This is a genomic window from Clostridium sp. AM22-11AC (assembly GCF_003473545.1).
GTDB lineage: Bacteria > Bacillota > Clostridia > Lachnospirales > Lachnospiraceae > Enterocloster.
In genome coordinates, this window is record NZ_QUCM01000036.1 from 1 (window position 1) to 14,106 (window position 14,106).

Consider the following 14,106-nt stretch of genomic DNA (forward strand, 5'->3'; position numbering starts at 1 on the left):
ATTAACCAAAATATATGTATTTATGTATCTAAAAGATATTATACGAGGAGTGATTTTCCATGAATAAAAGGATTCTGATCATAGGAGGCGTGGCAGGCGGCGCTTCGGTAGCAGCCAGAGCAAGACGTCTCGACGCGGGAGCAGAAATCATTATGTTTGAGCGTGGCCAGCATGTGTCCTTTTCCAACTGTGCTCTTCCCTATTATCTGTCAGGAGTAGTGGGAAACAGTGATGCACTGGTAATGATGTCCCCGGAAAAATTCAAAAAGTCTTACGATATAGACGCACGGGTTAACAGCGAAGTGATGGCTATTAACCGTGACAAAAAGACCATTGAGATTAAAAACACGCTGACCGGGGACATACATGAGGAGGCCTACGATGTTTTGGTTATGGCTCCCGGCGCGTCACCTGTAAAGCCAAGAAGCATCGGCGGAATTGACGGAAAAAATGTGTATACAGTCCGTAATGTGGCAGATATTGTTCACTTAAAGGATGGACTGGAGGCCGCAGGAGCGGAGAACACAGCGGTTATCGGCGGTGGCTTTATCGGAATTGAGGTGGCTGAAAACCTTGCAAAGGCGGGGAAGAAGGTTACTGTGGTGGAGGCCATGAGCCAGATTCTGGCGCCCTTTGATTACGATATGGTACAGATGCTTCACAAGGAACTGCTGGACAACGGCGTGTCTTTAATTGTGGATGATGGAGTAAAAACCATTGAAGAGAAGCAGATTACCCTTGCTTCCGGCAAGACGGTGCCAGCGGATGCGGTTATTCTGGCTATTGGTGTAGCGCCGGAGACGGGGCTTGCGAAAGCAGCCGGACTGGAGATCGGAGAGACCGGCGGCATTTTGGTGGATCACAACTACCGCACAAGTGATAAAAATATTTATGCGGTTGGTGATGCCATTGAGGTCTTTGACCGTATGACCGGGAAACCTTCACGTCTGGCTCTTGCCGGTCCGGCCTTGAGACAGGCGCGGGCGGCGGCGGATGCGATGTATGGGATTCCCAATGACAATAGAGGTGTTATCGGTTCCTGTGCACTGCGTGTATTTGGCTTAAATGCAGCAGCAACCGGTCTTAATGAGCGGAATGCCCGCAAAGCCGGAATTCCCTGCGATTCTGTTTATGTGATTCCAGGTGACAAGGTGGGAATTATGCCGGGAAGTGCACCTATGCACTTTAAACTGGTGTTTGAGGTCCCAACCGGAAGGATCCTGGGTGCTCAGGCCATCGGAAGAGGAAATGTGGACAAACGGGTGGATGTGATTGCAGCCATGGTTTCCATGAATGGCACCATCCGGGATTTAAAGAACCTGGAGCTGTGTTATTCACCAGTATTTGGCACAGCCAGAGATGTGGTAAATCAGGCGGCTCTGGTGGCTGAAAATATTCTGTACGGACGTTTCCGCCAGGTTCCGGTTACACAGGTAAGAAGCCTTGTGGAGGAACAGGCGTTCATTGTGGATGTACGGGAAAAAGGAGAGTATGAGGCCGGACATTTGAAGGGTTCTGTGAACATTCCTTTAAGTGAGCTTCGCGAGAGAACGGATGAAATTCCGAAAGACCGTCCGGTATACCTGCATTGCCGTTCCAGCCAGAGAAGCTACAATGCGCTGATGGCGCTTCAGGGACGGGGATATGAGAATGTGGTTAATATTTCCGGATCATTCCTTGGAATCTGCCTGTATGAGTACTACAATGATGTGGCCATGGGGCGGGAAAAAATCGTGACGGAATATAATTTCGCATAAATATTCTGATATTTTTATACAACTTTCAGATTGACGCAGAGTGTGTGTTGGAGTAAGTTTTTATGAAAAACGCACATTCTGCGTTTTTCGCTGTTGTCATGCATCCGAAAGAAGCTGCCGGCGACAGAACCTGCGAATCGGCAGATCAGCTTGTAGTTCTCATGAACAGGCTATTGAAAAGGGGCGGTATTTTTGTTTAAGGGGCAGTTGCTATTGAACGATGAGATGTGTTACTATAAAGAAAGTGTTAAGTTCCAGTTATTGGAAAATATCAGGATGTTCTCTCGGAGTCTTTCCTGCACCTGCTTTTGTGGCTGATTTTCCGCCAGTCGCACCCGAATTTCATCAATGTACGCACCGCGTACACCTCAGAAATTTGGGCACAACTGACAAAAAATCTTCTCACAAAATCAGGCACAGAAAGATTCCGAGAGAACATCAGGGGTTTTGGGGGAAGAAACTTATGGAAGCAATACTGATGCGGGCTGGTTCTTTTATGGCTGTGATCATCTTGGGGTATGTTCTGAAAAAAGTAGGATTTTTTAAGGAAGAAGATTTTTATGTTATGTCAAAGATCATGGTGAAGATCACACTTCCTGCATCCATCATTGTCAATTTCTCACAGACAAAAATGGAGCCATCCATGTTTTTACTATGCCTGTTAGGTTTTGGAGGGGGTATTTTATATATGGCTCTTGGATGGATCATGGGTGGAAAAGATCCAGATGAAAAGGGATTTCAGATCCTGAATCTTTCCGGCTATAGTATCGGAAGCTTTACCATGCCATTTACCAGCAGCTTTTTTGGACCTGCCGGTGTAGTTGTTACCAGTCTGTTTGATACGGGAAATGCCGTGATCGCTTTAGGCGGTTCTTACAGTATTGGTGCTATGGTTAAAAACAGGGAAAAGAAATTTTCATTTATCCCACTGTGCAAAACACTTCTCTGTTCTGTTCCTTTTGATGCTTATCTTTTTATGTATATTTTATACTGGCTTCATCTGTCACTGCCGGCACCTGTATTAAACATTGCACAGCTGGTGGCAAATGCAAATGCTTTTCTCGCCATGCTTATGTTAGGTGTTGGATTTAAGCTGTCAGGAGACCGGACACAGATGAGCAAGATCGTGAAAATGTTAGGTGTCCGCTATGGAGTGGCTGTTTTAACAGCAGCAGCATTTTACTTTCTGCTTCCTTTTTCCCTGGAATACCGTAAGGCTCTGGCAGTGCTTGTGTTCAGCCCTATTGCCGCAGCAGCGCCTGCATTTACGGCAGACCTGAAAGGGGATATTAACCTGGCAAGCGCGGTAAATTCTCTTTCCATCATTATCAGTATGTTCTGCATTACCTGTGTGCTGATCGCAGTTCTATAGAAATGATAGATATATGTTGTAGTTACTGTTCATGCGTTGCATGACCAGCAACGGAATTTGCCGTGGCTTCGCATTTAAATACGGCAAATTCCCGCTACCACTACGTTATCGTACGGCACTTTCGGTTCCAAAAGTGCCTACCATGTACAGTAACTATGTTGTATACAAAATGAACACCTTGTATGCAAAATAACTTTGAAATAGCGCAGGTTTGTGTTATGATGATACTAGGGTAAAAAGGTCTAAAATCCGTTGCAAGCTTGCTTGCAGGAGGATTTTTGAACTTGGGAGCCGCCAAAAACATGAGTAAGGAGCCATTTTTTGAAGAAAAATGAGCGGATTACGAATGTTTTTAGAATTGCGGGAGTGTAAAGCACGTAGCAATTCGGTATCAGAGGGGGCAAAAGATCATAAATACAGCCTGTTTAATACAGGTGGGTTATTACGGAGGACAGAAAAAATGGAAGCGATCCTGATGAAAGCAGCTTCTTTTATTGCAGTTATTATTTTAGGATATGGATTGCGGAAAGCTGGCTTTTTTAAAGAAGAAGATTTTTATGTATTGTCAAAGATCGTGCTTAAGATCACACTTCCTGCATCTATTATTGCAAATTTTTCACAGGCTGAGATACAGCCTGCCATGCTTTTGCTGTGTCTTGTAGGATTTGCAGGCGGCGTGCTCTACATGAGCCTTGGATGGATCCTTGGAGGGAAAGACAGGGATGAAAAGGCATTTCATATCCTGAATATGTCCGGTTATAATATTGGAAATTTCACCATGCCATTTACCGCCGGTTTTTTTGGTCCTACAGGTGTAGTCATCACCAGTTTATTTGATACGGGAAATGCGTTTATCTGTCTGGGAGGTGCTTACAGTGTAGCTTCTATGGCAAAAGATAAAAACAGCAGGTTTTCTGTGGGCCCTATTTTGAAAACACTGATAAAATCTGCGCCATTTGATGCATATATCGGTATGCTCATCCTTTCCCTGATCCATGTTTCTCTTCCAGCACCTGCTGTCAGTATTGCACAGCTGATCGGAAATGCCAATGCGTTTATGGCAATGTTAATGCTTGGAGTTGGTTTTAAGCTTTCAGGCGATAAAAAGCAGATCGGAAAGATCGGAAAGATCCTTTCCATACGTTATGGTGTGGCAGTGGTGGCATCATTGATGTTTTATTTTGTTCTTCCCCTTCCATTGGAATATCGTCAGACACTGGCGGTACTGGTGTTCAGCCCTATTGCAGCAGCAGCACCTGCGTTTACCGGTGACCTGAAAGGGGATATTGGTCTTGCAAGTGCAGTAAATTCTATTTCTATTATTATCAGTATGATCATGATCACAACTGTACTTATTTTTGTACTGTAAATAATGAATGATGGAACAATTCTGCGAAAGCAGACTGGATTTTTGAAGAAAAGAGAATAAACGGGGAAGGAATGGTTATAATAGGATTATCACCAAAGAGAAAATATTAATACTTATCCTCCCCTTTTTAATACCTTGTCTGTTGCCGAAGTGCAGCAGATAAGGTATTGTATTTTCTGGCAAAAACACGGATAATAGACACGAACATAGTACATCAGGGTAAATGAGAGGATAAAGGACATATGAAATTTTATCTGGCTCCCATGGAAGGGATCACAGGATACATATACAGACAGGCATACAACAGCTGTTTTAAGCCTATGGACAGGTATTTTACACCATTTCTGGCACCGAAGCATAAAAGCGGTTTCAGCAGCAAAGAATTAAATGACATCCTTCCAGAGCATAATCAGGGAATGGAGGTCATTCCCCAGATCCTTACATCAGATCCGGAGGATTTTTTAGATACAGCGGTAAAATTAAAGGAATATGGTTATACAGAGGTTAATCTGAACCTGGGATGTCCTTCAGGTACTGTGGCAGCCAAGGGAAAAGGCGCCGGATTTTTAAAAGATACTGAAAAGCTTGCCAGGTTCTTGGGAGAGGTCAGTGAGGGAATGGAACGGGAAAATCTTCATTTTTCCATCAAGACCCGCGTGGGGGTGGAAAGTGAAGAAGAGTTTCAGACTCTTTTAGGTCTGTACAACCAGTGCCCATTAACAGAACTTATCATCCATCCAAGAGTATTAAAAGATTTTTATAAATACAATGTGCGGATGAATGCTTTTAAAGAGGGATTTGAAAAAAGCAGACATTCTGTGTGCTATAATGGGGATATTTTCCGAAGGAAAGACTATGACCGTCTTGTAAAAGAGTATCCGGATCTGGATAAGATAATGATGGGACGGGGGATCATGATGAACCCATTTTTAATGGAAGAGATCGCTGACGGAACATCCCAGAAAGTATCTGGAAAAATGTCTGCCGACAGGAAGGCAGACCGGCTGGAGAAATTCCACCGTCTGCTCTGTGACGGATATACCCATGTTATGAGCGGAGACAGACCGGTATTGTTTAAAATGAAAGAACTGTGGGGATTTCTGATCCATTCCTGTCCGGAAGAAGAAAAGCTTATGAAGAAGATACGCAAGGCACAGCACCTTGCAGAATATGAAGGGGTGGTATCAGAACTGTTCTGCCGCATGAGAGAGCATGAATAAGGGCATGAATAAGACCATGAGAAAAATTTATTGCCCTATAAAATGGAGGGAGCCGGCAGAAAAGGGGGGAATCTGCCGGCTTAGGTATGAAAAAGTGTCTTCCTGTATGGTAAAAGGTCTCATCAACCTTACAAGTAATAATATACAGGTAAATTGTGGACAAAGTTTGAGCAGACGATAAAGAAAAAATAAAATTCCTGAAGGGAAAATAAAGAAATTATGAAAGACTCCGACGGAAGCAGATAAGGAGAAAAGCTATGTATGATAATCTGACAAAAGACGATATTAAAAAAATGCAGGAAGAAATAGAATACCGTAAGCTGGTGGTGCGCAAAGAAGCATTGGAGGCAGTAAAGGAGGCAAGAGCCCAGGGGGATTTAAGCGAGAATTTTGAATATAAGGCAGCAAAGCAGGACAAGAACCGTAACGAGAGCCGTATCCGTTATCTGGAAAAAATGATAAAAACAGCCCGTATTGTTTCAGATGAGTCAAAATCAGATGAAGTAGGTCTGGGCGACCGGGTGGAATTATATATTCCGGAAGATGATGAAACAGAAAGCTATAAATTAGTGACCACAGTCCGGGGAAACTCCATGAAAGGACTTATAAGTATTGATTCTCCTTTAGGAAAGGCGATCAAGGGCCGCAAAACAGGAGATAAGGTGTATATTAAAGTAAATGACACCTACGGATATGAGGCGGAGATCCGTTCCATCGATAAGACAGCTAAAGAGGAAGAAGACCAGCTGCGCAGCTATTAATTACTATGAAAGTCCCGGACGGCAGCCGCGAATGAGCCATGCTTGCATGAGCGAATTCACGGGTATCGGACGGGCAAGCCGGTATGAGCAAGGAGCGCGATAGCGCGGATTGCGAATGCTGGCGACGATTGCGGGAGCACCAAAGGTGCGGAGCAATCGGCTTTCATGAATGGTGATGCCTGCGTCAGCAGTCATGTCCGTTTAGAAAGGGCGCCTTATCACAGAAAGGCAGGAAATGATATGGACAAAAAGGGAATACTGACTGTGCGGATGATGGGAACCATATCAGTGGAATATGAAGGGGAGTTTTTTCCTATAGGGACTGCTCTTACAGGGAAGATCCTGCAGCTTTTTCTGATCCTTTTGTATGCAGGAAAGAAGGGAGTGGGCAGGGAAGAGCTGTTAGATGCATTTTACGGAAATGGAGAGTATGCTAATCCATCCGGCAGTTTAAGGGCAGCAGTTTTCAGGCTGCGCAGATTATTAAAAGAAATGCTGCCAGAGCATGAGTATATCTGTACAGATGGCGGTATTTACCGGTGGGATGAGGGAAATGTGACGGTTTCCATTGATGCCAGAAATTTTGAAAAAGCAGCTCAAAGTGCTCTTGCAACAGGAAAAAAAGAGGAGCTGTGCCACGCCTGCAGTTTGTATTACGGGGAATTCCTTTCTCAGATGACAGGAGAAAAATGGGTCAATGTGATCGGTGTAAAATACCAGGAGCTGTATTTTAAATGCCTGCGCCTGGCAAGCCGGCTTTTAAAGGCAGACCGGGAATATGACAGGCTTTTAAACTTAAGTACAGCAGCCAGCAGGCTGTATCCTTATGAGGAATGCCAGATGATGAAGCTGGACTGCCTGATCGCTTTAAAACGGTATCAGGAAGCCATGGAAGTTTATAAACAGGTGGTCGTCCAGTATTTTGAAGAACAGGGGCTTCCGCCTTCTGAAACCATGCTGCAGCGTTTCCGCCTGATGAGCGGTCAGATCCGTTACACTTCCGATATGCTAAAGGACATTGAAAATACCTTAAAAGAGAGGGAAGAAACCCAGGGACCTTATTACAGTACATACCCTTCCTTTATTGACAGTTACCGTCTGGTGAGCCGCATGGCAGAACGTTTTTCCTTTGAATATACATTATTCTGCATTACTCTTGTAGATGGAAAAGGAGCATTGCTGGAAGGCGAAATGGTGCAGACGACATCTGAGATGTTAAAAAATGCCATAGGAGAGAGTCTGCGAAAGGGAGATCTGTTTACCTGCTACAGCCCGGTCCAGTATCTGGTCCTGTTAAATGGAGCAGGCCAGGAACATGTCCTGGCCGTGTGTGAACGTGTGGAACGTAGTTTAAAGCAATGGGAAAATGGAAAAAAGATCAATTTTAGTCATCAGATCCTGGGGTTGGCACCATAGCGTCCTTCCAGATATTGTTTACCATAGGCTTCATCATTTCTTGGGATGAGGCCATTTTCTTTTTTATAAGAAGAAAGTGGATAGAGAACAGCATCCGTTCCTTCCGGGCGGCAGCACAGACAGATCTCGTCTCTTCGCATAACAGCCGGATTAAGGATCGCTGTGTTATGGCTGGTAAATACTAACTGCGCATGATGAGGATTTTTCTCATGATCCTGGTACAGAGACAGGATAAAGCGTAGCAGATGAGGATGGAGCACGTTATCTAAGTCATCGGCTAATAGAAGACTTCCCAGACGCAGGCTTTTTACGACTAACGGGATCAGGGTAAGCAGCTTTCTGATGCCTGTGGATTCTTCATTGAAAGAAACAAAAAAGGTATTTCCATCTGCTTTCCCATGGGTCAGGATCAGGGATGGATCATCGAAGCCCTGTTCTTTTGTAATGGAGTAATCTAAAATATCAATATCCATAGCCTGGAGCAGACGGCAGATGACCTGACGTTCTTCTACTTCAGAGGGCAGATCCGGGGCTTTTTTATAGTCATGTTCCCGGAAAAACAGAACCTGGCTGAACCAGGATGCAGCAGCTTTTGCACATTCAGAGGAAGATTTTGGGTCAAGATAGCGTAAAAGAGAGACCCCGGCCGGGAGAGTGGAAAAATCCATTTTCCCGGCTTCATTTCCAATATGGAGTTCATTTGCTTTGCGGGCAAAAAGAACGCCGGCATCATCAGAACCGGGTTTGCCGTAAAACATATTTTCTTCCAGGACAGCGCCTTGTTTTACATCAAGCTGATAACGGAAGAGAAAACCATTTCTGCGAAAAAGCAGGTCAAAACTTAAAGGAAGCTCTCTGCATGTATTATCCAGACGGCAGTAGGAACGGACGGAAGAGGTGATAAGAGAAAAATCACCTGCAGCCAGACGACATACATTCCAGAGCGCCTCTAATATAGAAGATTTTCCGCAGCCGTTTGGACCGTAAAGGGAGATAACAGGAAGAAATGATTCGCCGTCTCCCTGCGCTGTCAGCAGAGAAGCTTTGTGTTCATTAATAGGAGCCGGAAAAAAGTCCAGCAATGTTTCATTTTTAAATAATCTGTAATTTCTTAAAACAAACTGATTCAGCATACAAACCTCCAAAATGCGAAGATATGAGAAAAAAACTCATTGAAGCGAATTATAGCATATGTTATAAAAAAACACAAGAACGACTGAGAAAAAAACTCATAGAGTCTGTAAATTATTTGAAAAATTGAAAATTTTTTGAAAATATAAATCCATATAACGCCTGGTATAACGCTATCTCTGCTATGATAAAGATAAATGAAAGTATAAACTGAATGACTGTGAAACGGGATTCAGGAAGTACTGGAGTTTGGCAGGAAATGGGGCCTGCACAAAATTCAGAGAGAGGAGAAACAGGGTATGAGAGGACGAAGCAGACGCAAGAAACGAACGGGAAAAATGGTTAGTTTACAGAAGCGTTTCCTGGCATTTATGCTGGCATTTGCCATGATCTTCACCAATGTGGGAACAGATCTGCATGTCAGCTTTGCAGCATCAGGAAACAAAGTGGACTTTACCATTGGCGGCGCTGACCTGGTGGATGCCATCCGTCAGGCCATCGAAGACGAAAATGTGGTATCACAGGACAGCCTGGATTTTACCGACGGTGCCACAGAAAAGTTTGAAGCACTGTTCTTTGGAGACGGAAAGGTATATGAAGTCTATCCGGACATCCAGGGAGACAGCATGGAGGCAGAGTTAAGGGTATTTGTAAAGCTTCCGGCTGATGCAGATGATACGTACATGGTAACAGGAGAGGAAGAGGTTTATTTCCTTTACGTAAATAACGGGGAAGATACCATCAGCTGTTCTACAACTGTAACAAGAACAGAAAACGGAAAAGAAAAGGAAAAGACCACCAAACGTATTACCATAAAGAGTTATGAAGATAAGTTTGGGGATGAAGAAAGAAACATTATTTCCAAACCTGCAGAAACTGCTCCGGCAGAAAAGCCTTCAGAAGCAGTGAACGAAGAAACAACAGAAAATGTTGTAAATCCAACGGATGCAGAAAAAGAGACCACAGCTGCTGAAGAAACCGCAGAAGTTCCGGAAACTAAGGAAGATGTGGAAGAAAGCAAAGAGCAGCCGGAAGAGACTAAGGAAGAAGAGACTGAGGCAGCAACAGAAGCTCCAGAGGAGATAACAGAGCCTGAGACTGAGGAAGCAGCTGAAACGGAAGCAGCAGAATCTGAGACAGAAGCTTCTGAACCAGAGGCAGAGGCTCCGGCAGAAGAACCGGCGCAGGAAGGTGAAGTAACAGCTTCTATTTCCAGACATGGTGTACCGTTAGTTGCCATGAAGGAAGACGCAGAAAATGCAGCAGATGGGGCAGAGCCAACAGAACCGGAAAAGGAAGAAGCAGCAGAGGCTGCAGAGCCGGTCAAAGAAGAAAAAGCGGAAGAACTGAAAAAGGAAGAAGCTTCTGAACCAGAGACTGCACCTGAACCAGAGACAGAAACAACTGTAGAAGAGACTACGACAGAAGAGACTACAGCAGAAAAAACCACAGCAGAGGCAGAAAAAGAAAGCAGACCGGAAGGCTCTGCAGCAGAAGAAACCACAGCAGAGGCAGAAACTGAACCGGAAGTTCCGGCAGGCCCGGGAGAGACAACTGTACCAGAAGGAACCCCGGAAAGTACAGAACCGGAAACAGAGCCTGCACAGCCGGCAGAAACAACAGCGGCTATCCCGGAAACATTACCAGCACCACAGCCAGAAGCACCGGCAAAAACAGCAGATGACGGAGATCTGGTAGGTATTGGTTACTGCAGTACAGCGAAGGTTTATAAGAGTACACTGAATGCATTGCGTGTATTTGATGCTGAAATTGTACTTTCTGCAGAAGTTGCAGGAGCAGAAGGCGTGACAGTGAAGCTGACAGCTTTAAGCGATGTGCTTCCTGAAAATGGCTATATTGAGGCTAATGCAGTAGAGGATGAAGCTCAGCTGGAGCTTATGAAAGCAGCTGCAGATGATATATTAAAAGCTGAAAACCGCAGAGTAACGGATCTTTTTGCAGCAGACATCACCCTTTACAATGAAGATGGTGAAGCAGTTCAGCCAGATGGAAGTGTAAAAGTTACTTTTGAAGGAACCGCCATTGGAAATTCCGGCACCAGAGTCCTTTACATGGGTGAAAATGCTTCTGATACAGAAACATATGATGCACAGATGATAAAATCTGTAGCAGCAGACGGTGATGCAACAGCATTTATGACAGATCATTTCTCACTGTATGTAACAGCTGATACAGAAGAGATCATCTGTTATGAAGTAAATTTCTATTATAAAGATGCAGAAGGAAAGGATGTGTTTATTTCCGGTCCGCAGTATGTGGAAGATGGAAAAGCAGCAGAAGCGCCAGCAGTGCCGGATCGTGATGGATACAGGTTTACAGGCTGGGATACAGATTTCAGTAAAGTAACTGGTGATATGAAGGTTTATGCTGGTTATGCACCAATAGCCGGTCAGGTACGCCTTACTGTAAATTATGTGTACAGCAATGGCAGTCTGGCAGCACAGCCGTGGGTTTCTCATGTAGAATCCGGTGTTCCCTGTAACCTGACAGCAGAATCTCCTGCAATCCAGGGATTCACACCAGATCAGACAACTGTATCCTTTAATGATGCATATACAACAGACAAGACTGTGACCGTTACCTACAAAGGTGCAAAAGTTAATTACACAGTAAATCATTATCTGTTAAATGTAGATGATACAAAGCCAGATACACCTGCAGCTACAGAAACAGTGCCAGGTGAAACCGGACTGACAACTGAAGCCAAAGCAAAAGAATATGCAGGATTTACACCACGGGCTATCAGTCAGGGAACTGTAAATGCAGATGGAAGTACGGTAGTAGAGATTTTATATGAAAGAAATTATTATACTCTGACCTGGAATACAGGAGAAAATGCTTCTTATATTGCACCTGAGCAGGTACGCTATGGTGCAGCCGTAACAAAACCAGACAAGAATCCGACAAAGGTAGGCTATGAATTTAAAGGCTGGGAAAACCTTCAGGAGACCATGCCGGCAGAAGATCTGGTAGTTACTGCGAAATGGGAAGCAGCAAAGAGAGCTGATTATAAGATTATTTACTGGACTGAAACTGTAAAAGAGGGTGTTTACACTGTAAACCATGTGATAAATGGAAATGGTACAGTGGGAAGTTCTATCCCGAATGGAAGTTATAAAGTACCGGAAGGATATAAGACAACACCAGTAGCAGAAAAAACGGATGGTGATGTGAAGATAACGGCCGATGGAACGGCAGTTAAGAATGTTTATTTTGCAAGAGCTACGTATACCATTACGTTTATGAGATGGAACAGTCGGAAGTGGAAGTGGAAGGAAGATGAAAGTTTAAGGATCACCGCCCGTTATGGTGTAGACGTATCTGCGAAATGGGAAACCGCCTGTGCAGATGACGGCTGGGGACCAAATTCTTCTGGAAATATACAGTATACGCTTTTAGCGAATATGCCAGCTGAAAATCTGACCATGTATGAAAAAGATGCAGGTTCAGGTAAAAAGATTATTTACTATGTGGAAGGGTTAGATGGAGAACGAACAACGTACAGGACATTTGAAGCTTCAAGTAATGTACATTTAACTAAAGAAGATCAGATGTCAATTACTGGATTTACGTATTCTGACTGGAAGCAGTATAATGAATGGTACGAAGAACCTGTTCTCTGGCTCTATTATACCAGGAATTCCTATAATCTTCGCTTTGAGAATTGTCAGCCAATGGATCCGGAAAGCATCAAATTTGAGGCAAAACTGTCCACAGGCAAACCTTCCCGAGATCCAGGAAGACCTTCATATGTAGATTCTGATTATACATTTGCAGGCTGGTATCTGGATCCTGGCTTTAAGGAACCGGTAAATTGGAATGAGACCATGACAGAAGATGGACTTACCATCTACGCAAAATGGGAAAAACCGAAATATACAGTTGATTTCGTAACTAATTGTAAAGAAGAAAAAGCTAGTATTACCAGGGAAAAAGGTTTTGTTTTAACAGAAGAAGAACTGGCAGCACCGGACAAAGCAGATGATGAATTCCTCGGCTGGTATACTGACAGCGCACTTACAAAGAAGTTTATTCCAGAGTCACAGATCGTAAAGGATACAACTTTATATGCAAGATGGAGAAACTCTGATACAGTCACATATACTGTGAAATATATGTGTGGTGATGTAGCGATTGCCGATGCGAAGCAGCAGACTGTAATAAGAAATTCCACAGTAAGTGAACCTGCTGAAACAGTAGAAGGATATTATCCTGAAACTTTATCCATCAGTGCAATGATCACAAAGGATGGACAGGAGATCATATTTAAGTATAGAGCAGTACAGAGCTGGACTTATACAGTAAAATATTTACTGGAGGGCACTAAAACACCGGTACCTGGAAGTACAGTTGAAACAGGTACTACCAGTGACCAGAATGTAATGATAACCTTTAAGACATTTGAAGGATATACATTAAAATCTGATCCAGTGCAGAAAGTAACCCAGGAGAATCAGGTAGTTATTTTCTACTATGTACCTAAGACTGCAATTTATCATATACAGCACTGGTATGAAAGACCGAATGGTGAATTTGGACTTCGCTATATTGATACATTCAATACAGCAGCAGGACAGTCCGTTACAACAAGAGGACAAGAAATACCAGTTGATGGATTTACGCTGGATACAAGTATTGCTGGAACAGTAACAGATGGTACTACAAATATTCAAAATGTATTATCCCTGAAGCTGTATTACACCAGAAATACCCATCAGGTAAGTTATCAATATGAAGGTGATGTTCCAACAGGTGCACCGGCAGTTCCTGATGTAGCAAATCATAAGTATCAGGCACAGGTTACAGTAGCAGAAAATCCGAATGTAACAGGATATATTTTCATTGGCTGGACGGCAGCAACTGAAAACGGAACAGCAGTGACTACTACAGGCGGCAAATTTGTAATGCCGGATGCAAATGTGGTACTGAAAGGTTCCTTTACAGCAGCAGAGCAGAATTATAGGGTGAAATATCTGGATGAAGATACAAAGGAAGAAATCCATACAATGTCAGATCCAAGGGATGCACACTTTGGGGATGTGATCGAGGGTTATACAGA

The 14,106-nt window shown here is 43.6% G+C and carries 8 protein-coding genes; 7 read left to right on the plus strand and 1 reads right to left on the minus strand.

Going from position 1 to position 14,106, the window contains the following annotated elements:
- Positions 1-59 precede the first annotated feature (59 nt).
- The 6 genes from DW251_RS17025 to DW251_RS17050 all read left to right on the plus strand — a co-directional run bounded on the left by DW251_RS17025 (position 60) and on the right by DW251_RS17050 (position 7,895).
- Positions 60-1,757: an FAD-dependent oxidoreductase gene (locus DW251_RS17025; protein ID WP_021870889.1), complete on the plus strand. Its 1,698-nt coding sequence runs from the start codon at positions 60-62 to the stop codon at positions 1,755-1,757.
- Positions 1,758-2,220: 463 nt separating this feature from the next.
- Positions 2,221-3,129, plus strand: coding sequence for an AEC family transporter (locus DW251_RS17030; RefSeq protein WP_118301846.1), 909 nt, complete (start codon positions 2,221-2,223; stop codon positions 3,127-3,129).
- A gap of 460 nt (positions 3,130-3,589) precedes the next feature.
- Complete coding sequence (locus DW251_RS17035) at positions 3,590-4,498, plus strand: AEC family transporter (RefSeq protein WP_021870886.1); 909 nt, start codon at positions 3,590-3,592, stop codon at positions 4,496-4,498.
- A 242-nt stretch (positions 4,499-4,740) separates the two neighbouring features.
- Positions 4,741-5,718 (plus strand): tRNA-dihydrouridine synthase family protein, encoded by a 978-nt coding sequence (locus tag DW251_RS17040; protein ID WP_021870885.1) that lies wholly within the window; start codon positions 4,741-4,743, stop codon positions 5,716-5,718.
- Between the two features lie 257 nt (positions 5,719-5,975).
- Positions 5,976-6,479: a transcription elongation factor GreA gene (gene greA / locus DW251_RS17045; protein ID WP_021870884.1), complete on the plus strand. Its 504-nt coding sequence runs from the start codon at positions 5,976-5,978 to the stop codon at positions 6,477-6,479.
- 165 nt (positions 6,480-6,644) lie between these two features.
- A complete protein-coding gene (locus DW251_RS17050; protein WP_021870883.1) occupies positions 6,645-7,895 on the plus strand; it encodes a BTAD domain-containing putative transcriptional regulator in 1,251 nt (416 codons plus the stop codon).
- On the opposite strand, the gene DW251_RS17055 is transcribed toward DW251_RS17050, so the two are convergent.
- A complete protein-coding gene (locus DW251_RS17055) occupies positions 7,871-9,028 on the minus strand; it encodes an AAA family ATPase (RefSeq protein ID WP_021870882.1) in 1,158 nt (385 codons plus the stop codon). The two genes, DW251_RS17050 and DW251_RS17055, sit on opposite strands and share 25 nt — an antisense overlap.
- Positions 9,029-9,325: 297 nt before the next feature.
- Here DW251_RS17055 and DW251_RS17060 point away from each other — a divergent pair.
- Positions 9,326-14,106 (plus strand): InlB B-repeat-containing protein (locus DW251_RS17060; protein ID WP_182433651.1); only part of this gene is annotated, 4,781 nt, incomplete at its 3' end.